The organism is Lysobacter sp. cf310 (assembly GCF_900114355.1).
Taxonomy (GTDB): Bacteria; Pseudomonadota; Gammaproteobacteria; order Xanthomonadales; family Xanthomonadaceae; genus Lysobacter.
Genome location: NZ_FOSS01000001.1, coordinates 689,098 through 709,305, shown reverse-complemented (window position 1 = coordinate 709,305; position 20,208 = coordinate 689,098). Strand labels below are relative to the sequence as shown.

21 protein-coding genes, 1 tRNA gene and 1 riboswitch are annotated in these 20,208 nt (G+C 68.1%); of the genes, 11 read left to right on the top strand and 11 right to left on the bottom strand.

Annotated features, from left to right (window positions below):
* Window positions 1-33: 33 nt before the first annotated feature.
* Both BMZ45_RS03130 and BMZ45_RS03125 read right to left on the bottom strand, forming a co-directional pair.
* Window positions 34-747, bottom strand: coding sequence for a fumarylacetoacetate hydrolase family protein (locus BMZ45_RS03130; RefSeq protein WP_091632302.1), 714 nt, complete (start codon window positions 745-747; stop codon window positions 34-36).
* Window positions 748-755: 8 nt separating this feature from the next.
* Window positions 756-1,067 (bottom strand): hypothetical protein, encoded by a 312-nt coding sequence (locus BMZ45_RS03125; protein ID WP_091632299.1) that lies wholly within the window; start codon window positions 1,065-1,067, stop codon window positions 756-758.
* 121 nt (window positions 1,068-1,188) lie between these two features.
* Here BMZ45_RS03125 and BMZ45_RS03120 point away from each other — a divergent pair, with 121 nt between their 5' ends.
* The gene (locus BMZ45_RS03120) at window positions 1,189-1,506 is read left to right on the top strand and encodes a Rieske (2Fe-2S) protein (RefSeq protein ID WP_254776554.1); all 318 of its coding nucleotides are present in this window, start codon (window positions 1,189-1,191) and stop codon (window positions 1,504-1,506) included.
* Between the two features lie 174 nt (window positions 1,507-1,680).
* On the opposite strand, the gene BMZ45_RS03115 is transcribed toward BMZ45_RS03120, so the two are convergent.
* The 4 genes from BMZ45_RS03115 to thiS form a co-directional block, all read right to left on the bottom strand.
* Window positions 1,681-3,528 carry an SLC13 family permease gene (locus BMZ45_RS03115; protein ID WP_091632295.1) on the bottom strand — a complete coding sequence of 616 codons (1,848 nt, stop codon included), beginning with the start codon at window positions 3,526-3,528 and terminating at the stop codon, window positions 1,681-1,683.
* Window positions 3,529-3,549: 21 nt separating this feature from the next.
* On the bottom strand, window positions 3,550-4,299 hold the full coding sequence (gene trmB, locus BMZ45_RS03110) for a tRNA (guanosine(46)-N7)-methyltransferase TrmB (protein WP_091632292.1): 750 nt from the start codon (window positions 4,297-4,299) through the stop codon (window positions 3,550-3,552).
* A gap of 1 nt (window position 4,300) precedes the next feature.
* Window positions 4,301-5,095, bottom strand: coding sequence for a thiazole synthase (locus BMZ45_RS03105; RefSeq protein WP_091632288.1), 795 nt, complete (start codon window positions 5,093-5,095; stop codon window positions 4,301-4,303).
* Between the two features lie 607 nt (window positions 5,096-5,702).
* A complete protein-coding gene (gene thiS, locus BMZ45_RS03100; RefSeq protein ID WP_055903698.1) occupies window positions 5,703-5,903 on the bottom strand; it encodes a sulfur carrier protein ThiS in 201 nt (66 codons plus the stop codon).
* 214 nt (window positions 5,904-6,117) lie between these two features.
* On the opposite strand from thiS, the gene BMZ45_RS03095 reads away from it, so the two are divergent.
* From BMZ45_RS03095 to BMZ45_RS03055, 9 genes are all read left to right on the top strand, one after another.
* Window positions 6,118-7,935 carry an autotransporter domain-containing protein gene (locus BMZ45_RS03095; RefSeq protein ID WP_091632286.1) on the top strand — a complete coding sequence of 606 codons (1,818 nt, stop codon included), beginning with the start codon at window positions 6,118-6,120 and terminating at the stop codon, window positions 7,933-7,935.
* Window positions 7,936-8,014: 79 nt separating this feature from the next.
* Window positions 8,015-8,085: transfer RNA gene (locus tag BMZ45_RS03090), tRNA-Gly, on the top strand.
* 282 nt (window positions 8,086-8,367) lie between these two features.
* Complete coding sequence (locus BMZ45_RS03085) at window positions 8,368-8,697, top strand: ArsR/SmtB family transcription factor (protein ID WP_091632283.1); 330 nt, start codon at window positions 8,368-8,370, stop codon at window positions 8,695-8,697.
* The gene (locus BMZ45_RS03080; RefSeq protein WP_091632280.1) at window positions 8,694-9,176 is read left to right on the top strand and encodes an SRPBCC family protein; all 483 of its coding nucleotides are present in this window, start codon (window positions 8,694-8,696) and stop codon (window positions 9,174-9,176) included. The genes BMZ45_RS03085 and BMZ45_RS03080 overlap by 4 nt, the downstream gene beginning before the upstream one ends.
* 20 nt (window positions 9,177-9,196) lie before the next feature.
* Window positions 9,197-9,610 (top strand): GFA family protein, encoded by a 414-nt coding sequence (locus BMZ45_RS03075; protein WP_091632277.1) that lies wholly within the window; start codon window positions 9,197-9,199, stop codon window positions 9,608-9,610.
* 343 nt (window positions 9,611-9,953) lie between these two features.
* Window positions 9,954-10,424: an ATP-dependent zinc protease family protein gene (locus BMZ45_RS03070; RefSeq protein WP_091632275.1), complete on the top strand. Its 471-nt coding sequence runs from the start codon at window positions 9,954-9,956 to the stop codon at window positions 10,422-10,424.
* Complete coding sequence (rimK, locus tag BMZ45_RS03065) at window positions 10,421-11,329, top strand: 30S ribosomal protein S6--L-glutamate ligase (RefSeq protein WP_091632273.1); 909 nt, start codon at window positions 10,421-10,423, stop codon at window positions 11,327-11,329. Before BMZ45_RS03070 ends, rimK begins: the two co-directional genes overlap by 4 nt.
* Before the next feature lie 487 nt (window positions 11,330-11,816).
* Entirely contained in the window at window positions 11,817-12,497 is a 681-nt protein-coding gene (locus tag BMZ45_RS03060; RefSeq protein ID WP_056179494.1) for a response regulator transcription factor, read from the top strand.
* A gap of 4 nt (window positions 12,498-12,501) precedes the next feature.
* On the top strand, window positions 12,502-13,851 hold the full coding sequence (locus tag BMZ45_RS03055; protein ID WP_254776514.1) for a sensor histidine kinase: 1,350 nt from the start codon (window positions 12,502-12,504) through the stop codon (window positions 13,849-13,851).
* Window positions 13,852-13,872: 21 nt separating this feature from the next.
* Here BMZ45_RS03055 and BMZ45_RS03050 read toward each other — a convergent pair whose 3' ends face one another.
* From BMZ45_RS03050 to metF, 4 genes are all read right to left on the bottom strand, one after another.
* A complete protein-coding gene (locus tag BMZ45_RS03050) occupies window positions 13,873-14,559 on the bottom strand; it encodes a hypothetical protein (RefSeq protein WP_091632269.1) in 687 nt (228 codons plus the stop codon).
* 25 nt (window positions 14,560-14,584) lie between these two features.
* A complete protein-coding gene (locus tag BMZ45_RS03045; protein WP_091632266.1) occupies window positions 14,585-15,499 on the bottom strand; it encodes a branched-chain amino acid transaminase in 915 nt (304 codons plus the stop codon).
* 94 nt (window positions 15,500-15,593) lie between these two features.
* Window positions 15,594-16,238, bottom strand: a complete 645-nt coding sequence (locus BMZ45_RS03040) for a hypothetical protein (protein WP_091632264.1) — start codon at window positions 16,236-16,238, stop codon at window positions 15,594-15,596.
* Between the two features lie 109 nt (window positions 16,239-16,347).
* Window positions 16,348-17,172 carry a methylenetetrahydrofolate reductase [NAD(P)H] gene (gene metF, locus BMZ45_RS03035; RefSeq protein WP_091632261.1) on the bottom strand — a complete coding sequence of 275 codons (825 nt, stop codon included), beginning with the start codon at window positions 17,170-17,172 and terminating at the stop codon, window positions 16,348-16,350.
* Window positions 17,173-17,313: 141 nt separating this feature from the next.
* Here metF and BMZ45_RS03030 point away from each other — a divergent pair, with 141 nt between their 5' ends.
* Complete coding sequence (locus BMZ45_RS03030; protein ID WP_091632259.1) at window positions 17,314-17,997, top strand: GNAT family N-acetyltransferase; 684 nt, start codon at window positions 17,314-17,316, stop codon at window positions 17,995-17,997.
* Window positions 17,998-18,510: 513 nt separating this feature from the next.
* On the opposite strand, the gene ahcY is transcribed toward BMZ45_RS03030, so the two are convergent.
* Window positions 18,511-19,941: an adenosylhomocysteinase gene (ahcY, locus tag BMZ45_RS03025; protein ID WP_056179513.1), complete on the bottom strand. Its 1,431-nt coding sequence runs from the start codon at window positions 19,939-19,941 to the stop codon at window positions 18,511-18,513.
* Between the two features lie 68 nt (window positions 19,942-20,009).
* A riboswitch (S-adenosyl-L-homocysteine riboswitch) is annotated at window positions 20,010-20,089 on the bottom strand.
* Between the last annotated feature and the right edge of the window lie 119 nt (window positions 20,090-20,208).

Here is a 20,208-nt window from a genome sequence, read left to right as displayed (position 1 = left end):
GGATTGAACGGCACGGGGGTGCCTAACGCCCGACTATACCGTCGCGGGCGCGATCTGGCCGTGCAGTTCGGCCACGCCTTCGAGCACGGCGTGGTAGCGGTCGCCGGGCTGCAGCGCGGCGACGCCGGCCGGCGTGCCCATGAACACCAGGTCGCCCGCGCGCAGGGCGTACAGGCGCGACAGTTCGTGCAGGATCTCCGGCACGTTCCAGACCAGATCGTCGAGCGAGCCGCGCTGGCGCAGCTGGCCGTTGACCTCCAGGCTGAGCCCGCGCGCGCCGAGCTCGCCGACCTCGGCCACCGGCACGATCGGGCTGACCGGCGCGGAATGATCGAAGGCCTTGCCGGTGTCCCAGGGCAGGCCTTTGGCCTTGGCCGCGGTCTGCAGGTCGCGCCGGGTCAGGTCCAGGCCGACCGCGTAACCGAACACCAGCGCGCCGGCCTGGGCCGGGTCGAGTTCGCCGGCGGGCGCGTCGCGGCCCAGCGCCACCACCAGCTCGACTTCGTGGTGCAGGTCCTGGGTGCCGCGCGGGTAGGGCACGGCTTCGTCCAGCACGATCGCGTCGGCGGGCTTTAGGAAAAACACCGGACGGCCGCGATCGGCGGCCGAGGTGGGGACGGCGGCGCCCATTTCGCGCGCATGCTCGGCGAAATTTCGACCGACGCAGTAGATGCGGCGGACCGGGAACTGTCCGCCGCCGCGGACCGGAATACGGGGCTGCGGCGGTGCCGCGATCACATCGGTCATTGCGGGCCTTACAGGGGTCGGGTGGTATCGCCGCGTTCGATGCGCGCGGCATCGACGACGCGGTACTCGCCTTCGACGATGCGCGGGTCGCGCGCCGCCATCGGCTTGCCGCGGCCCTTCCACAGTTTGTAGACGATGCCGGCGACGATCATCGCCGTGCCGATCACGACGCTGAACATCACCAGCAGTGCCAGCAAGCCCAGGCCGACCACGCCGACGGCGAAGCGCAGCAGTGGGTGGCGCGGCTTGCGCGGCTCGAAGGCGTTGCGCATGCGCTGCTGGAATTGGTGATGGTCGAAGCGGAAGCTGTGGGCGAACATTTCTTGTGTCGTGACACAATGTGGCAACAAGGCCGGACGGACGAGTATCGGACCAGCGATGGACGAGGGTGTGAGAACTTCGTTAAACCATGCCGAAGCCGGCGGTTCGGCGGCGCAGCCCTTGATTTCGTTGGAGCGCATCGCCGTGGGCGGCTTCGCCGAGGCGGAGGCCAGCATAGCCGGCGACGCCGAATCGCTGCTGCTGTACCGCGACGAAACCGGCGTGCGCGCCTGGCTCAACATCTGCCCGCACGCCGGCCGCCGCCTGGACTGGGCGCCGGGTCAGTTCCTCAAAAGCAAGGACGGCCTGCTGGTATGCGCCGCGCACGGCGCCAGCTTCGAGCTGGGCGGCGGTACCTGCGTGGCCGGCCCCTGCCGCGGCGAAGCGCTGCGCGCGATCGCGGTGGTGGTGCGCGACGGGGCGGTCTGGTTGGCTTAGGTGCTGCGGGGCTGAGAGCAAATCCCCCAGCCCCCCTTTCTAAAAGGGGGAATAAACAGCCGCTGCCCGAACGCACGCTCATTTCGCTGCGAATCAGTTCCCCCCTTTGCAAAAGGGGGGCTAGGGGGATTTGCTTCTGCTTTGCTCCTGCTTGCATCCAAGCAGCGCAGCGGCTCACTTGCCCCAGAACAGCAGATTCACCATCAGCACCGCGATCACCGTGTAGATCAGCGACAGCGGCGCGCCGATCTTCCACAGCTCCTTGCCGGTGTAGCCGGCCGGGCCGGTGATCATCGAGATCACCGGATTGGACGCGGTCATGAAATTGTTCGAGGCCGACAGCGCCACGATCAGCGCGAACGCGGTCGGGTTGCCGCCCGCCGCCAATGCCAGGTTGACCGCCAGCGGCACGACCACGATGGTCGCGCCGACGTGGCTGATCACCAACGAGAACAAAGTGGTGAGCAGGCCGATCAGCAACTCCAGCAGCCACACCGGCGTGCCCGTGGGCAAGCGCTCGATGGTGTGACCGGCGATCCAGGCCGCCGCGCCGCTGGAATCCATGGCCCAGCCCAAGGGAATCAGGCAGGCCATCAGGAACACGGTCTTCCAGTTGATCGCCGCGTAGGCCTCGTCGATGTTGATCACGCCCGCGATCAGCATGCCGGCCACGCCGGTCATCAGCGCGATCGACACCGGCAGGCGCGAGGACAGCGCCAGCAGCATGGCCACGGCGAAGATCACCAGCGCCAGCTTGAGCTTGTGCGGACGCTGCTCGCCCTTGGGGTAGTCGGTGACCACCACCAGGTCCTTGCTGGCGGCGACGTCGGCCAGGTCGGTCCAGATGCTGTGCAGCACCAGCATGTCGCCGGCGCGCAGCGGGACGTTGCGCACGTTCTCGCGCAGCACTTGCTTGTCGCGATTGACCGCCAGCAGGCTCAGGCCGGCCTGCTTGCGCAGGTGCAGGTCGCCGGCGGTCTTGCCGATGTAGCCGGAGGTGGCCGGGATCACCGCCTCGGAAATGCCGGCGCGGCTGGGGTTGAACAGATCGCCGAAGGTGCGCAGGCGCGAGGACAGGCGCAGGAAATGGTTCTGGGCGAAATCGCTGACGAGTTGCTTGGAGCCCATCGCGCCGAGCACGCTGCCGACCCAGATGCGGGCGTCGGCCGGCGGCGACAGCCGCGACTCGTTGTCGCTCTTGAGCGCCAGCAGCAGCGGCGCGCCGCGCAGCGCCTCGGCCTCGCCCAGCGACATGCCCACCAGCGGGCTGTCGGCGGTGACGGTGAGCTCGTAGACGTCGCCCTCGATGCCGTAGGCCTTGGCGAAATAGCTCTGGGTACGGGCCGGGGTCGCGCCCTTGTCGCTGTCGTCCTTGAGCAGCTTGTCGCCGAAGAAGTGGAAGTAGGCCAGCGACGCGGCCAGCAGGGCCAGGCCGATCGGCAGCGGCGCGAACATCTTCAGCGGCTCGATCGAGGCCGCGCCCGAGGGCAGGTTGCTGTTGGCGTTGAGCAGCAAGTCGTTGAGCAGGATCAGCGGCGAGTTGCCGACCATGGTCAGGGCGCCGCCCATCACGATCGCGGCCGCGATCGGCAGCAGCAGGCGCGGCAGCGACAGGCCGGTGCGCGAGGACAGGCGCGCGGCGACCGGCATGTACAGCGCCATCACCGACGGGTTCTGCATGAACGAGGAGTTGAGCCCGGCGACCGCGGTGGTCAGCAGCAGCAAGCGCTGCTCGACGCCGTGCGCGCGCCGCAGCAGCCAGCCGGCCAGCCGGTTCAAGGCGCCGGTGCGGTCCAGGCCGGCGCCCAGGATCATGGTCGCGATGATGCTGATCACCGCGTTGCCGGAGAAACCGTTGAACAGTTCGTCGGGTTCGACCAGGCCGGATAGGCCCAACAGCACCAGCACCACCAGGGCGACCACGTCGGCGCGGATGCGCTCGAACAGGAACATCGCCATCGTGAAGCCCACCAGCCCGAGTACGAGCTTCATGTCGGTGGTGAGCGTCAGCGCGGTATCCATGCCGGATCGGTCGGGGGCTCGTCAGCTGCGGTCGTAGAGCAGATCCCAGACGCCGTGGCCGAGTTTCTGGCCGCGGGTCTCGAAATGCGTTTGTGGGCGCCAATCCGGGCGGGGCACCGCCCCGCGCGCGCCGGCGCGGTTGCTCAGGCCCTGGGTCGCATCCAGAACGTCCCACATCTGTTCGGCATAGTCCTGCCAATCGGTGGCGAGGTGCAAGCGGCCGTCGTGGGCGAGCTTGCGCACCAGCAATTGCGCGAACTCGGGCTGGACCAGGCGGCGCTTGTTATGGCGCTTCTTGTGCCAGGGGTCCGGGAAGTAGATCCGGACCTCGTCCAGCGAGCCGTCGGCGATTTCGTTGTTCAGCACTTCGACCGCGTCGTGGTGATACAGGCGCACGTGATCGCTGGCGTCGGCGGCCAACGCGTTGAGCAGGCGGCCGACGCCGGGGGCGTGCACCTCGATCCCGATCAGATCGCGTTCGCGATCGTGCTGGGCGGCGTAGCGCAGCGCCTCGCCGTTGCCGAAGCCGATCTCGAGCACGCGCTTGGCTTTGCGGCCGAAGATCGCGTCGTAGTCGCGCGGCGCGTCGCGGCTCCCGACCGGCTGGTAGTCGATGCCGAAACGCGGCCAAAGCTCGTCGAAGGCGCGTTGCTGAGCCGGGGTGAAGCGGCCCTGGCGCAGCACGAAGCTGCGCACCTGGCGTCGGCCTTCCTCGACCGTGAACGGCTTGGGCGGGGTCTTGGCGCCGTCGCTGGAGAACGGATCGGTCATCTCAGCCGATCAGCCCGTCTACCGGCGAGGACGCGCTGGCGTAGCGCTTGCGCGGAATGCGGCCGGCCTTGAACGCGGCGCGGCCGGCCTCGACCGCCAGCTTCATCGCGTGCGCCATCAGGATCGGATCGCGCGCGCCGGCGATGGCGGTGTTCATCAGCACGCCGTCGCAGCCCAGCTCCATCGCGATCGCCGCGTCGGAGGCGGTGCCCACGCCGGCGTCGACGATGATCGGCACTTTGGCGTTCTCGACGATCTCGAGCAGGTTGTACTTGTTCTGCACGCCCAGGCCGGAGCCGATCGGCGCGGCCAGCGGCATCACCGCGACGCAGCCGATCTCTTCCAGGCGCTTGGCCAGGATCGGGTCGTCGGAGGTGTAGACCATCACGTCGAAGCCGTCCTTGACCAGGATCTCGGCCGCGGCCAGGGTCTGGACCACGTCGGGGAACAGGGTGCGCTGGTCGCCCAGCACTTCCAGCTTGACCAGCGTGTGGCCGTCGAGCAGTTCGCGCGCCAGCCGGCAGGTGCGCACCGCGTCGTCGACGTTGTAGCAGCCGGCGGTGTTGGGCAGCAGGGTGTAGCGGTCCGGCGGCAGCACGTCGAGCAGGTTGGGCTCGCCCGGGTTCTGGCCGATGTTGGTGCGACGGATCGCGACGGTGACGATCTCGGTGGCGGCGGCCTCGGTGGCCAGGCGGGTTTGGTCCAGATCCAGGAACTTGCCGGTGCCGGTGAGCAGGCGCGAACGGTAGGACTTGCCGGCGATGACCAGCGTGTCTGCAGCGGTGGGGGTCGTCATAGGCGGAATTATGAACGATAGCCCGGGGCGCAGGGTGATCGCGACGCGGCTTTGTCGGGGGTTTTTCAGCCCTGAGTGGGGTTCGAGCCGGGCCGCGCGTGGCGCCGGGGCTTTGCGGCACGGAGCGGCGCAAGCCGCGATGAGCTGCAAGAACGAGGCGAAGTACGCGTCTCGGGGTAGGAGCGGCGCAAGCCGCGACCGGCAACTACGCCTGCGACGTGGCTACGAGTCGGGTATCGCTACGCGTGCCGCAGCTCTCTGTGGGAGCGGCGTGAGCCGCGATGGAGTTCAGGGGCGAGGTGAGGTTCGAGCCTAGGGGTAGGAGCGGTGCAAGCCGCGACCGGCAATTACGCCTGCGGTATGGATCAGGTTCGGGCGTCGTTGGAACTGCCGCGGCCTTCTGTGGGAGCGGCGTGAGCCGCGATGGGCTGCGGGTGCGACGTGAGACTGATAGGAGGCGGCGTTGCGTCGTTGCCGGCGTCGCTTCGGGTTGATGTGCGTTGCCATCCATGGCGCGGCTACTGGGCTTCGGATCGTCCGGCCCGGCCATCTTTGGCCGGGCGTTCGCCCAAACTGCGCGGCAATGCAGCGCAAAGCTCGTTTGGGCTCACCCACCCCCCAACGCATGCACGATTTCCACTTTGTCCCCCGCGCCCAGCGCATGCGCGGCATGCGCGCCGCGCGGGACGATTTCGCCGTTGACCTCGACCGCGACCCGGCGCTCGCCCAGGCCCTCGTCCAGCAGCAGTTGCGCGACCGTGGTCGCGGCCGCGATCGCGCGCGGCTCGCCATTGAGAGTGATGTCCATGCCGGCTATTGTCCCGCGCCGCCCGGCGCGCAGCCAGGGCCCGGCCGGTGGTTGTGCCCAGGCTGGCCGCCGGCTGGATGGTTTTGACGCACTGCGCCTTGTATGTCGCAGCGCCGCATGGTTCGATGCCGAGCCATCCGCGGGCGTACTGTCGCAGCGCGGCAAACCTCAAGCCCCGACACCAACACCACCTCACGATCTCGCAGGGAATCCCATGATCAAACCCGTTCGCACCGTGCTCGCCGCCGCCCTGGCGCTGGCGGCCGCACCGGCTTTCGCCCAGACCTATTCGCAGACGATCTTCTTCGGCGACAGCCTGACCGACTCCGGTCACTTCCGCCCCGCGCTGGTCCAGGCCGTGGGCCCGAACGGCGCCCTGCTCGGTCGCTTCACCACCAACCCGGGCCTGGTCTGGTCGGAGTACCTGGCCGACTACTACGGCACCAACGCCGCCAGCGACAACCAGGGCGGCACCAACTACGCCGTCGGCGGCGCGCGCACGGGCACCAACACCAGCGGCGCGCTGGGCCCGATTCCGTCGCTGGCCACCCAGGCCACCAACTACCTCGCCGCCAACGGCGGCCGCGCCGATTCGCGCGCGCTGTACACGGTTTGGGGCGGCGCCAACGACCTGTTCGCGGTCGCCGGCGGCGCACCGGCCAGCACCATCGGCACCGCGGTCGCCTCGCAGATCGGCGTCGTCGGCGCCCTGACCAACGCCGGCGCCAAGTACATCCTGGTGCCGACCATTCCCGATCTCGGCCTGACCCCGCAGTTCCGCGCTGGCGGCGCCGCCAACCAGGCCGCGGGCACCCAGCTGTCGACGACCTACAACAACGCCCTGTTCGGTGGCCTGGCCACGGCCGGCTACCGCGTGATCCCGCTCGACACCTTCAATCTGCTGCGCGAGATCACCGCCAACCCGGCGCCGTACGGCATCACCAACGTCACCGGCACCGCCTGCAACCCGCAGATCACCGCCTCGTCGCTGACCTGCAGCCCGCTCAACTACGCCAACCCGAACGCACCGGACACTTACGCCTTCGCCGACGGCGTGCACCCGTCCTCGCGCGCCCACAAGATCCTCGGCGACTACGCCGTGTCGATCCTGGAAGCGCCGCGTCAGATCGCGCTGCTGCCGAACTCCGAATCCATGGTCGGCCGCTCGCGCGCCGATCGCGTCGCCAACCATCTGGGCAGCAAGCCCGAGGGCGACGGCATGCGCTGGTGGGCCGACGCGCGCGGCGACTTCCAGCGCTACGGCAAGGGCGACGTCTACGACGGCAGCGGCCCCAGCATCACCGGCGGTGTCGACTGGACCCGCGGCGACTGGGTGTTCGGCGGCTTCGCCGGCTTCGGCAAGCAGAGCCTGGACTTCGGTCGCAACGCCGGCGAGTTCGACCAGAGCGACGCCACCCTCGGCGGCTTCGCGGCCTGGTACGGCGCCAATGCCTGGGTCAACGGCCAGCTCAGCTGGACCAAGGTCGACTACGACATCGACCGCCGCGTCGTGCTCGGCCCGACCAGCCGCGTCCACAGCGGTTCCACCGACGGCAAGAACCTGACCGCCGCGATCAACGCCGGTTGGGAGTTCGGCGACGGCGCGCTGCGTCACGGCCCGGTGATCGGCGTGGTCGCCCAGCGCATCGACGTCGACGGTTTCAAGGAAAGCGATCCGGCCCTGGCCACCTCGCTGGCCTACAACGATCAGAGCTTCGATTCGCTGATCGGCAGCGCCGGCTGGCAGGTGAGCTATGCGATCAACGACCACCTCAAGCCCTACGCGCGTCTGACCTACGACCGCGAGTTCGAGGACGCCGACAAGGAAGTGTTCGCGCGTCTGCAGTCGATGCCCGGCACCGCGCCCTACGCCGTGCCCGGTCACGACTTCGATCAGAGCTACGGCACTTTGCTGATCGGCGCGCGCACCCAGCTGTTCGGGCTCGACGCCAACATCGGCAGCAGCGTCACCGTGGGCCAGGCCGGCGGCAATCACGCCACCGTCTTCGCCACCATCGGCGCCGGCTTCTAAGCAGCATCGCAACCGCGCGGGCCCGCACGGGTCCGCGCGGTTTGCCAACCCGCGTAGGCGCGCATAGACTTCGCCGCATGCGGGTGTAGTTCAATGGTAGAACTGCAGCTTCCCAAGCTGCTAGCGTGGGTTCGATTCCCATCACCCGCTCGATCTCTTGCCCGACGTTCGTAGACGGGTAATCGCGAAGCTCGAACCGCCTTCCGCGCGAGCCTTCGTTTCTTCATTTCAGACGCTGCGGCCGATCCGCGATCGGGCCGCTGCCTGCGTTTGCCCGCGCCGGCCGGTCCGCGGCTGCGCGTTGCGGCGTGCGCCGATCGAAGTGCGTACGGCCTCCATCCTGGCGTCGACTAATGCCATGTAAATCAATGGCCTGGGCATCAATTAAATATTAGTATTGACTAATCAATAAGCGAGAGCTAATGTTTATCCATGACCCAAGCCGCCCCCATCGACGCCGTCATGCGCTCGCTCGCCGATCCCACTCGTCGCGCCGTGTTCGAGCGCATCGTCGGCAGCGACGAGATCACCGTGGCCGAGCTCACACGCGGCAGCGGGGTGACGCAGGGCGCCATTTCCCAGCACCTCAAATCCTTGAAGCTGGCCGGACTGGTGATCGAGCGACCCGAGGGCCGCAACGTCTACTACCGCGCGCAACCCGAAGGCCTGGCGCCGCTGGTCGATTGGATGAGCCATTACGGCGTGTTCTGGCGCGAACGCTTCGCCAGCCTGCGCACTCTCTTGAAGGAAATCGACCCATGAACGACGCGGCATCGCAGACCGCCACCCAGGCGATCGTGCTGGACGAGGTGTTTCCGCACGCGCCGGAGATCCTCTGGGCCACGCTGACCAGCGGCGCGCTGATGGCGCGCTGGCTGATGCCGCCGAGCGGATTCGAAGCGGTGGTCGGCCAGCGCTTCACCTTCCAGACCACGCCCGGCGGCGCCTGGGACGGCGTGATCCACTGCGAGGTGTTGGAGGTGAGCCCGAACCGGCGCCTCGCGTTCGCCTGGCGGAGCGGCCACGCCAGCAACGTCGGCTACGGTGCCTTGTTGGACACCGTGGTGAGTTTCGACCTGTCGCCGGCCGACGGCGGCACGCGCCTGCGCCTGGTCCACGCCGGTTTCGTCGCGCCCAGCAACGACGCCACCTACCGCAACCTCAGCGAGGGTTGGCCGAAGGTGTTCAAACAGCTCGACAGCGTCGCGGCCGAACAAGCGCCGCCGACTTCCCTGCACTGAAGCGCAATCTGGATACGAACATGAGCGAGCCTTACACCGGCGGTTGCGCCTGCGGCGCGATCCGTTACGAAATCTCCGGCGAACCTTTGGCGATGAACGATTGCCAGTGCCGCGACTGCCAGCGCAAGAGCGGCACCGGGCACGGCTCGTACCTCTCGTTCCCGAACCGAGCGCAGGTGAAACTCAGCGGCGCGGCCACGCACTGGGATCTGCTCGGCGACAGCGGCAACGCCAAGACGCGCGCGTTCTGTCCCACCTGCGGATCGCCGGTCTATCTGACCTTCTCGGCCATGCCCGACGTGTTCACCGTGCATGCGGCCAGTCTCGACGACCCCGGCCGTTATCGGCCGCAAATGGTCACGTATCGCGCGCGCGGCCATGCCTGGGATCGTGTGGATCCGAACCTGCCGCAGTTCGATGGCATGCCGGTATAGCTCGGCCGCCATGCGGTCGACGGCGGTATCGCTTGCGCGCTGCGTGCCGCTTCGGTCCGTGCGTGCGAAGCGGACCGCCCTGGGCCGTCGCTGGAGGTCCCCAGCGGTGTTGAGGTAGGCTATGGACGTGGTGTCGGGTACGGTTCCCGGTGCGGCCGATCGTTAAGCAAACGATCGCGCTCGACCAGGGATACGACGGGTTCAGTCCTGTCGTACGCACCCTCATCCACGGCTCGATGCGCGCCGCGATGGCGTGCCCGATCCGACAGCGACGGCGGCGCGTCCCCTGATCCGGACGGCCGCTGTTTTTTCTTGAGGGCGACCTCGACGCAGCGGAGACGCGATGGCAGCCCGTATCGTGCTCGGTTGGCGGGAATGGGTGGCGATGCCCGGTCTGGGCGTGGCCGCCCTGCGCGCGAAGATCGACAGCGGCGCGCGCAGCTCGGCGTTGCATGTCGACGCGCAGTGGCGCTTCAGCGAAGGCGGCGCACCCTGGGTAGGCTTCCGCCTCAGCCCCGGCGCGGTCGGGGCGGAAGTGGTGGAATGCCTGGCGCCGATCCACGACGAACGCGTCGTCACCGACTCCGGCGGCCACCGCGGCGAGCGCGTGTTCGTGCGCACCGGCCTGCGTCTGGCCGGGGTCGAACGCGAAATTGAAATAAACCTCGCGGATCGTCGTGGCATGCGTTTCCCCATGCTGCTCGGCCGCACCGCGATGGCACGAGTGTTCACGGTCGATCCGGCTCGCTCGTTCCTGCACGGCAAGGCGGCGCCCAATCCTGCCGCATCCCATTCGGACACCCCCCAGTCATGAAGCTCGCGATCCTGTCGCGCAACACCAAGCTCTACTCGACCCGGCGCCTGGTCGAAGCCGCGCGCCAGCACGGCCACAGCGTGCGCGTGCTGGACCCGCTGCGCTGCTACATGCGCATCGATTCGGACGGCTTCGAGATGCACTACAAGGGCCGCGAGATCGCCGGCTACCACGCGGTGATCCCGCGCGTGGGCGCCTCGATCACGCGCTACGGCTCGGCGGTGCTGCGCCAGTTCGAGCTGATGGGCACCTACACCCCGAACTCCTCCGACGCGATCCTGCGCGCGCGCGACAAGTTGCGCAGCCACCAGCTGCTGGCCGCCGAGCACATCGGCCTGCCGGCGACGGTGTTCGGCGACAACCCCGACGACACCGCCGACCTGCTGTCGATGCTCGGCCCCCCGCCGCACGTGATCAAGCTCAACGAGGGCACCCAGGGCGCCGGCGTGATGCTGACCGAGAAGCTGTCGGCCTCGCGCGGCGTGATCGAGGCGCTGCGCGGTCTGTACGCCAACTTCCTGGTGCAGGAGTTCATCGCCGAGGCCAAGGGCGCGGACCTGCGCTGCTTCGTGGTCGGCGGCAAGGTGGTCGCGGCGATGAAGCGGCAAGCGCCTAAGGGGGATTTTCGTTCCAACCTGCATCGCGGCGGCACCGCCAAGGGCGTCAAGGCCAGCGCGGCCGAGCAGGACGTGGCAATCCGCGCCGCGCGCGTGCTCGGTCTGGGCGTGGCCGGCGTCGATCTGATCCGCTCCGATCGCGGCCCGCTGGTGCTGGAGGTCAACGCCTCGCCCGGCCTGGAGGGCATCGAGGAGGCCAGCGGGGTGGACGTGGCCGGGGAAGTCATCGCCTACGTCGCCGGCCGCACCAAGCGGCATTCGGCCCGACGGGCGGCAGCCAAGAAATAGTGACGAGCTGCTCATTTTCGCGTTTTGCCGCGATCTGCCGCGAACGCCCGGTAACCGTCTGATTCGTCGGCCATCGCCCCCTGCCGGACGTCCCGGGCTTTGCCAGCGGCGTCGGCAGAGACCTGAACGAAACGCGATTTCAGGTTGCTTTTAACAAATAATTAATATTCGTTTTAACAGCCGTTTAATCGATTTCCGCGTAGCGTGTCCGGACCGCAGCACTGCCGCTCTTCCAAGTCAGCGATCTGGTCGAAGCAGGTTACGGTAATCGGGGCAATACCCTTTTGGCCCAGGCGCGGTGGCCCCGCGCTTGGGCCTTTGTTTGCCGGTGCGGCCCGTCATGAGCGAGTGAGAAGCGCACAGCGCGGGCTCTGGCAGAATCGGGAGTCTCGCCGCCTCGTGTTCGCTACGGCCGACGCGCGTCGCCGCCATCAATTCAGGAACCTTGCCGCGACTCTCGGGTCGAAGGCTCAAACAGGAAGGTCCAATGCGCATCCTCGTAATCGAAGACAACCAGGACATTGCCGCCAATCTCGGCGATTTTCTCGAAGACCGCGGCCACACCGTGGACTTCGCCGCCGATGGCATCACCGGATTGCACCTGGCGGTGGTGCACGACTTCGACGCGATCGTGCTCGATCTGAATCTGCCCGGCCTGGACGGTTTGGAGGTCTGCCGCAAGCTACGCAACGAAGCGCGCAAGCAGACCCCGGTGCTGATGCTGACCGCGCGCGACAGCCTCGACAACAAGCTGGCCGGTTTCGACTCCGGCGCCGACGACTATCTGATCAAGCCCTTCGCCCTGCAGGAAGTCGAGGTGCGCTTGAACGCGCTCTCGCGCCGCGGCCGCGGCGTGCAGACGCGGGTGCTCAACGCCGCCGATCTGGAATACAACCTGGACACGCTGGAAGTGCGTCGCCAGGGCAAGTTGCTGCAGCTCAACCCGACCGCGCTGAAGATCCTGCAGGCGCTGATGGAAGCCTCGCCGGCGGTGGTCACGCGCCAGGAACTGGAAACCCGCGTGTGGGGCGAGGAACTGCCCGACTCCGACAGCCTGCGCGTGCACATCCACGGCCTGCGCGCAGTGGTCGACAAGCCCTTCGACACGCCGCTGATCCAGACCCGCCACGGCATCGGCTACCGCATCGCGGCGCCCGAGAACGGTTGATCGCGTGGCGACAGGGGAATCGCCCGCGCCCGAGCGGCGCAAGAAACGGGTTCGCTACCGGCGGCGCTTGCGCAGCCGCATCATTCTGTCCTTCGTCCTGCTCGGCTTCGGGCTGACGACCATGTTCGCGTTCGCGACCAATTGGACCCGCACCCGGGTCGAGAACGCGCTGGTCGAGGACGTGATGAACCGCAACATCACCCAGTTCGCGTTGCAGTTCGAGAAGGACCCGAAGAATCCCGAGTTCGCGGTCGATCAGATCCGCGCCTTCGTCTACACCCCGGACAAGTTCGACTCGGTGCGGGTGAACCGTCCTGAGTGGTTCGAGCTCAAGGACGGCATCCACGGCCTGCGCGGCCAGGACGAGAACGGCGAGTCCTTCGCCTACAAGCTCGCGGTGCGCAAGACGCCCAACGCCTGGTTCTTCCTCGCCTACGACATGAGCTCGACCACGCGCGGCGAACAGCAATTCAACCGCGCCATCTACGGCTCGGTGCTGGTGTTCACCCTGCTGTCGCTGCTGGTCGGCTGGTGGGCGGCCTCGCGCGTGATGAGTCCGGTGTCGGAACTCGCGCGCCGCCTGCGCCTATCCGGTCGAGCTTCGCAGCCCGAAGGACTGGCCACGCACTTCCCCGACGACGAGGTCGGCGAGCTCGCCAAGGCCCTGGACGATTACGCCGAGCGCCTCACCGACGTGGTCCAGCGCGATCGCGAGTTCAACGCCGACGTCAGCCACGAGCTGCGCACGCCGCTGGCGGTGATCAAGGGCGCGGTCGAACTGCTGCTCACGCGTTCGGACCTGGACGAGAAGACCCGCGTCCGCCTGGCGCGCATCCAGCGCGCCGAGCAGCAGTGCACCGACCTGATCAGCGCCTTGCTGCTGCTGTCGCGCAACGAGCGCGGCCACGGCGCCACCGACATCGCACGCCTGTCCGAACAGTTGCTGGATGCGCACCGCGCCCAGCTCGCCGGCAAACCGCTGGACCTGCGCGTGGAAGGCGAGCGTGGCCTGGTGGTGGACGCGCCGGAAGCCGCGGTCGCGGTGGCGCTGGGCAATCTGATCGGCAACGCGGTCAAGTACACCACGCAGGGCGAGGTGATCGTGCGCCTGCATCCGCGCTGGGTGGAGGTGATCGATTCCGGGCCCGGTCTCAGCGCCGAGGACGCGGCCAAGCTGTTCGAGCGCGGCTACCGCGGCACCCACGCCGGCCATTCGCAGGGCGGCGGCATCGGCCTGTCGATCGTGCGCCGGCTGTGCGAGCTCTACGGCTGGGACGTGCGGGTCAAGCCGGGCGAGGAGAAGGGCGTGGTGGCCACGCTGAGCTTCGGCGGTTCGACCGCGCTCGTCGGCTGAAACGCCGAGCGTCGTCGTCGCTCAGAACGGCAGCAGCCCTTCGGTGAGCGCGTTCAGCGGCACGCCGCCGGCGGCTTGGGCGTCCAGCGCGCCGAAACCGCCGCGATGCAGGATGACGTCGCGCAGGTAGTCGAGGAAATAGGCTTCGCGCGATTCGTACAACAACACGAAGTCGAAGCCGTCCTGCGGCAGGGCCACCGAGTAGGGCGCGCCGCCGCTGACGTTGTCCTTGTGGTAATCGTCCGGCGACAGCGCCAGGTGGAACAGGCCGTCGTCCTCGCGTTCGGCCTGCTCCGATTCTTCCAGCAGCGCCTCGGCCGGGTAGACCACCAGAGGATCGAGCATGTCGGGGAAATCGGGGTGCGTGCCGGTGAGCGCGACCCCGCCCATCGCCTGCCAGAAGCATTCCAGCGTGACCGGCAACGCGCCGACCCGAGTTTTCAACATGGCCGGCGCTACGGTATCGGCGTCGAGCAAGGGTGCCGAGACGCCGCCGCCGTCGTCCGGGTCGCAATACACCGAGTAGGCATAGCCGTGCGCCGTCAGGCGCTGGACGAGCAGCCGGCAGTTGTGCGCCACCCGCGCCATCGCCAGTTCGGCGACCGCGCGCATCTGCATGCGCGCGTCGCCCTTGCGCGGGTCCAGCCGCGTCAGCTCCGCCGTCACCTGACGATGCTCGCCGTTGCGGTAGCGCTCGCGGTAATCCATCGCCGCCGTGACCCGAGGATGCGGCTCAGTCGACGCGTTCGAGCCAGCCGTACTTATCCGGCGTCTTGCCGCTGAACAGACCGAAGAACAGTTCCTGCATGCGCTGGGTCACCGGACCGGGCTTGCCGGCGCCGACCTGACGGCCGTCGACCGAACGGATCGGGGTGATCTCGGCGGCGGTGCCGCACATGAACAGCTCGTCGCACAGGTACAGGTACTCGCGCGGCAGATCGCGCTCCACCACCGTGTAGCCCGCGTCGCGGGCGAGGGTGATGATGGTGTTGCGGGTGATGCCGTTGAGCAGCGCAGCGCTGACCGGGGTGGTGTGCAGCGCGCCGTCGAAGACCAGGAACAGGTTCTCGCCCGCGCCCTCGGACAGCAGGCCGGTCGAGGCCAGGGCGATGCCTTCGCCGAAGCCCAGGCGCCGCGCTTCGCGCGCGACCAGCTGGCCCGACAGATAATTGCCGCCGGCCTTGGCGCCGGCCGGAATGGTGTTCGGCGCGAAACGCTGCCAGCTCGACACGCAGGCGTCGATGCCTTGCTCGAGCACGCTGGCGCCCAGGTACTGGCCCATCTTCCAGGTCGCCACCGCCATGTCGGTCGGGGTGTCGGCGGACAGGCCGAAGCCGCCCAGGCCGCGGTAGGCGACCGGACGCAGATAGTCGGTGGTGTAGTTGTTGGCCTTGAGCACCTCGCGGCAGGCCTGGTTGACCTGATCCAGCGTGTACGGCATCGGCATGTCGTAGATCTTGGCCGAGGCGAACAAACGCGTGTTGTGCTCGCTCAGGCGGAAGATCATCGGGCCGTTGGGCGTGTCGTAGCTGCGGATGCCTTCGAACACCGACGAGCCGTAATGCAGCGCGTGCGACATCACGTGGGTGGTGGCTTCGGCCCAGCGCTTGATCGCGCCGTTGTGCCAGATCCATTCGGGGTATTGCATCGCCGGCTTCCGTGGGGGGAGAAACCGCTATTGTGCCCTGTCGGCGCGGCCGGGCCCATCCGCACGCATCGGTACGCTCAGGGTGTGCCGACGCTCAGCCCTTGATCCACCAGCAGCCGAAGTGCCGGATCAGCCCGAATACGGTGTGCGAGGGCGTGCTGCCGTTGGCCAGGGTCTGCTCGACCCGCAACGCCACCGGCAGGCGGCGGGCCTGGGGCACGTATTCGGGTTCGGGCGCGGCGGGTGCGAGTTCGGAGCCGGGTTCGACGTCGGCCGTGGGATCGACCTCGACCCAGCCCAGGTTCTGCGCCGGCGGCGCCACGACCGGCGGTGCGGCCGCGGTCGGCATGATCGGCACGATATCGACCAAGGGCCGCCGGGCGATGGTTTCCAGGCGGTCCAGCACCGAATAACCGGTGCTGCCGGACATGCCGGTCCAGTGGTAGACCCCGGCCAGACGATTGCCGTCGTGGGCGTCGATGGCGCTGGTCATCTGGTACACCAGGTCCTGCACGCTGCGCGCGCAGCCGCCGCGGTAGCCGCCCTTGGCCGCGGCCGCGCCGGGTGGGTTACGAGGAAGGCTGTCGCTGCTGCCTATGTCCTCGCAGCGGCGGTCGGTGAACACCGCCGCGCCGTCCGGGCCGACGCAGCGGCGGATCTGCGCCGGGCTTTCGCGCGGCCACAGCAGGGCCGCGAGCGACAGCAGGACTAGGGCGCAGACACGGACGTACCAAGGCATCGCCGCAGCGTAGCGCCGGCGCTTGGCCGGCGACAGTGCGGCGGTCGCAGTCCGTTCACGCTGCGGCAGCCTACGCAGCCCCGGCGCAAACCGGAGCGCTCACGCCGGCTCAACTCAGGCGCGAGAGCACGCTCAGGGTCGGCTTGGACAGGTTGAGCGTGTAGAAGTGCAGGCCGGGCGCGCCGCCGTCGATCAGGCGCTGGCACAGCTGCGCAACCACGTCGGCGCCGAACTCGCGCAGGCTGTCGACGTCGTCGCCGTAGGCCATCATGCGTTGCTGGATCCAGCGCGGGATCTCGGCGCCGCACAGATCGGAGAACCGGCGCAGCTGGCTGAAGTTGGCGATCGGCATGATGCCCGGCACGATCGGCACCTCGATGCCGGCGGCGCGCACGTCGTCGACGAAACGGAAGTACGCGTCGGCATTGTAGAAATACTGGGTGATCGCGCCGTTGGCGCCGGCGCGGACCTTGCGCTTGAAGTTCTCCAGATCGCTGTGCGCGTCGCGCGCCTGCGGGTGCATTTCCGGATAGGCGGCGACTTCGATATGGAAGTGATCGCCGGTTTCGGCGCGGATGAACTCGACCAGTTCGTTGGCGTAGCGCAGGTCGCCGGCGCTGGCCATGCCCGAGGGCAGGTCGCCGCGCAGGGTGACCAGGCGCCGGCAGCCGATCTCGCGGTACTGGTTCAGCAGCTGGCGGATCTCGGCGCGGGTGCCGCCCACGCAGGAGAGGTGCGGCGCGGCGTCCAGGCTGTGCGCGTCGCGTAGATGGCGCACGGTGTCCGGGGTGTAGCTCAGGGTCGAACCGCCGGCGCCGAAGGTGCAGGACACGTAGTGCGGCTTGCGCACCTTGAGCTTGGCCGCGGTCTTGTCCAGTTGGGCGCGCTGCTCGTCGGTCTTGGGCGGATAGAACTCGAAACTGATCGGCAGCATGGGCGGGGCAGGCGACGGAGTGGCGTCCATAGTATCTCTTCATCGCGATGAAATAAAACGAGACCCGGCCAGCCCTTGATCGCCGGGCCGGCCGGCCCAAACCTGGCCTTAGACCCCGCTGCGCGCATACGGTGAACACGCATGTCCGAACAGGTGCTCGACAATCCGATCTGGGAATCCCTGGCCAGTCGCCATCGCGCGCTGGCCCTGCGCGCCGGCGAGGCCGCGCGCTATCCGGCCCAAGTGGCGCCGTTCCTGGGCGTGCCCGAGGCGGGCGCCGCGGTCGACGACGCGCTGGATGGGCTGGTGCCGGCCGGCGATACCGCGCTGGTGCTGGGGCGCGCGCCGACGGTGTCCGCGCGCTGGGAGCTCAAGCATCTGGCCGAGCTGGCGCAGATGATCTGCGAGCGGCCGCTGGAGCCGGTGGACGGCCCCGAAATCGTGGCGCTGGACGAGAGCCGGCGCGAGGACGTGCTGGCGCTGACCGCGTTGGTGTATCCGCATTACTTCCGTCCGCGCACGCCCGAGCTGGGGCGCTACTTCGGCATCTATCAGGACGGCCGGCTCGCGGCGATGATCGGCGAGCGCATGGGCACGCAGGCGTATACCGAGATCAGCGCGGTGTGCACGCATCCGGACTTCAACGGCCGCGGCTACGCGCGTCGGTTGCTGGTGTTTCTGTCCAACGACAACCATGCGCGTGGGCTGATTCCGTTCCTGCATGTGAGCCAGGAGAATCCGCGCGCGATCGGGCTGTACGAGCAGAACGGTTATCGGCTGCGGCGCGAGATTCCGTTCTGGTCGCTGCGGCGGGTGCAGGCGTAGCTTCGGTTGCTGGCGCGATCGCGGCTTACGCCGCTCCCACAGAGAGCCAGGCTTCCGCATACAGCCCGAGCGTTGCGTCGTTCTCGAAGCCGCGGCCTTGGGGTAGGAGCGGCGTGAGCCGCGATTGCGCCGCTCCGTTGGCTTGTGCGGTCGCGGCTTGCGCCGCTCCTACAGGGGCCAGCGCGTAACTTGTGATGGGGTGGGTTGGCGCATCAAAAATAGATGGTCGCCATTGCCGTTCCTACAGGCCGCGCACGCATCGCGTTCGAAGCCGCGGCCTTGGGGTAGGAGCGGCGTGAGCCGCGACTGCGTCGCTCCGTTGGCTTGCGCGGTCGCGGCTTGCGCCGCTCCTACAGGGCCCGGCGCGTAGCGTGCGGTGACGACCGCACGGGCTCGCGATGCCATGACAGGCGTACGAGCTTGCGATCGTGCGGCGGCATCGTCCCAAAAGAAAACGGGCGCCGAGGCGCCCGTTTTCGTCTTGCATCGCAACGGCCTCGCGGCCGGCGTCGATCAGTAGCGGTAGTGATCCGGCTTGTACGGGCCGTCGGCCGACACGCCCAGGTAGGCGGCCTGGTCGTCGGTCAGGCGGGTCAGCTTCACGCCGATCTTTTCCAGGTGCAGACGCGCGACTTCCTCGTCCAGCTTCTTCGGCAGGATGTAGACCTTGGCCTCGTAGCTGTCCTTGTTCGCCCACAGGTCGATCTGCGCCAGGGTCTGGTTGGAGAACGAGTTCGACATCACGAAGCTCGGGTGGCCGGTGGCGCAGCCCAGGTTGACCAGGCGGCCTTCGGCCAGCAGGAAGATCGAGTTGCCGTTCTTGAAGGTGTACTTGTCGACCTGCGGCTTGATGTTGAGCTTGGTCGCGCCGGAAGCGTTCAGCGCATCGACCTGGATCTCGTTGTCGAAGTGGCCGATGTTGCAGACGATGGCCTGATCCTTCATCTGCGACATGTGCTCGAGCGTCAGCACGTCCTTGTTGCCGGTGGTGGTGACGTAGATGTCGCCACGGCCGAGGGTGCTCTCGACGGTGTTGACCTCGAAGCCTTCCATCGCGGCCTGCAGGGCGTTGATCGGGTCGATTTCGGTGACCACGACGCGGGCGCCGTAGGCGCGCAGCGAGTGGGCCGAGCCCTTGCCGACGTCGCCGTAGCCGCACACCACCGCGACCTTGCCGGCCAGCATCACGTCCATCGCGCGCTTGAGGCCGTCGGCCAGCGACTCGCGGCAGCCGTACAGGTTGTCGAACTTGGACTTGGTGACCGAGTCGTTGACGTTGATCGCCGGGACCAGCAGGGTGCCGGCTTCGGCCAGCTGATACAGGCGGTGCACGCCGGTGGTGGTCTCTTCGGAGACGCCCTTCCAGTCCTTGACCACGGTGTGCCAGAAGCCCGGACGCTCCTTGGCGACGCGCTTGAGCAGGTTCTTGATGATCTGCTCTTCGTGCGAAGAGGCCGGCTCGTCGACCCACTTGGAGCCGTTCTCGAGCTCATAGCCCTTGTGGATCAGCAGGGTCACGTCGCCGCCGTCGTCGACGACCAGCTCCGGGCCCTTGCCGCCCGGGAAGGTCAGCGCGTCGAGGGTGCAATCCCAGTACTCCTCCAGGGTTTCGCCCTTCCAGGCGAACACCGGGGTGCCGGTGGCCGCGATCGCGGCGGCGGCGTGGTCCTGGGTCGAGAAGATGTTGCACGAGGCCCAGCGCACGTCGGCGCCGAGGTCCTTCAGGGTCTCGATCAGAACCGCGGTCTGGATGGTCATGTGCAGCGAACCGGTCACGCGCACGCCCTTGAGCGACTGCGCGGCGGCGTACTTCTTGCGGATCGACATCAGGCCCGGCATCTCGTGCTCGGCGATATCGAGTTCCTTGCGGCCCCAGTCGGCCAGCGAGATGTCGGCAACCTTGTAGTCGCCGTCGGTGGAGAAGGTCTTGGCTACTGCGTTCATTGTTTAGCTCCGATTTTTGGGGTCTGCCGTGTCGAGACCGGCGTGGGGCCGGAATGCGCGGTGACCGCGGACATCGGGCGCCGTTACGTTTGGAATCCGCCAAGCCTGGCCGCGCTCTTGCGTCGCGGTCGCAGCGCCCCTCGGCGAACCGGCAGAATTGTACCGGTAGTCGCCGCCGGAAGCCGCTATTCTCGACCCGGGGAGGGCTCTGGGGCCCGGCCCCGTTCATCGACGGACCGCCCGCCGGCAGGGGATCCACCGCCGTGG

Bases quoted from the DNA above. Each gene is read 5' to 3' on its own strand.
- BMZ45_RS03130 (WP_091632302.1), bottom strand. From the start codon at position 747: ATGACCGATGTGATCGCGGCACCGCCGCAGCCCCGTATTCCGGTCCGC.
- BMZ45_RS03125 (WP_091632299.1), bottom strand. From the start codon at position 1,067: ATGTTCGCCCACAGCTTCCGCTTCGACCATCACCAATTCCAGCAGCGC.
- BMZ45_RS03115 (WP_091632295.1), bottom strand. From the start codon at position 3,528: ATGGATACCGCGCTGACGCTCACCACCGACATGAAGCTCGTACTCGGG.
- trmB (WP_091632292.1), bottom strand. From the start codon at position 4,299: ATGACCGATCCGTTCTCCAGCGACGGCGCCAAGACCCCGCCCAAGCCG.
- BMZ45_RS03105 (WP_091632288.1), bottom strand. From the start codon at position 5,095: ATGACGACCCCCACCGCTGCAGACACGCTGGTCATCGCCGGCAAGTCC.
- thiS (WP_055903698.1), bottom strand. From the start codon at position 5,903: ATGGACATCACTCTCAATGGCGAGCCGCGCGCGATCGCGGCCGCGACC.
- BMZ45_RS03095 (WP_091632286.1), top strand. From the start codon at position 6,118: ATGATCAAACCCGTTCGCACCGTGCTCGCCGCCGCCCTGGCGCTGGCG.
- BMZ45_RS03085 (WP_091632283.1), top strand. From the start codon at position 8,368: ATGACCCAAGCCGCCCCCATCGACGCCGTCATGCGCTCGCTCGCCGAT.
- BMZ45_RS03080 (WP_091632280.1), top strand. From the start codon at position 8,694: ATGAACGACGCGGCATCGCAGACCGCCACCCAGGCGATCGTGCTGGAC.
- BMZ45_RS03075 (WP_091632277.1), top strand. From the start codon at position 9,197: ATGAGCGAGCCTTACACCGGCGGTTGCGCCTGCGGCGCGATCCGTTAC.
- BMZ45_RS03070 (WP_091632275.1), top strand. From the start codon at position 9,954: ATGGCAGCCCGTATCGTGCTCGGTTGGCGGGAATGGGTGGCGATGCCC.
- rimK (WP_091632273.1), top strand. From the start codon at position 10,421: ATGAAGCTCGCGATCCTGTCGCGCAACACCAAGCTCTACTCGACCCGG.
- BMZ45_RS03060 (WP_056179494.1), top strand. From the start codon at position 11,817: ATGCGCATCCTCGTAATCGAAGACAACCAGGACATTGCCGCCAATCTC.
- BMZ45_RS03050 (WP_091632269.1), bottom strand. From the start codon at position 14,559: ATGGATTACCGCGAGCGCTACCGCAACGGCGAGCATCGTCAGGTGACG.
- BMZ45_RS03045 (WP_091632266.1), bottom strand. From the start codon at position 15,499: ATGCAATACCCCGAATGGATCTGGCACAACGGCGCGATCAAGCGCTGG.
- BMZ45_RS03040 (WP_091632264.1), bottom strand. From the start codon at position 16,238: ATGCCTTGGTACGTCCGTGTCTGCGCCCTAGTCCTGCTGTCGCTCGCG.
- metF (WP_091632261.1), bottom strand. From the start codon at position 17,172: ATGCTGCCGATCAGTTTCGAGTTCTATCCGCCCAAGACCGACGAGCAG.
- BMZ45_RS03030 (WP_091632259.1), top strand. From the start codon at position 17,314: ATGTCCGAACAGGTGCTCGACAATCCGATCTGGGAATCCCTGGCCAGT.
- ahcY (WP_056179513.1), bottom strand. From the start codon at position 19,941: ATGAACGCAGTAGCCAAGACCTTCTCCACCGACGGCGACTACAAGGTT.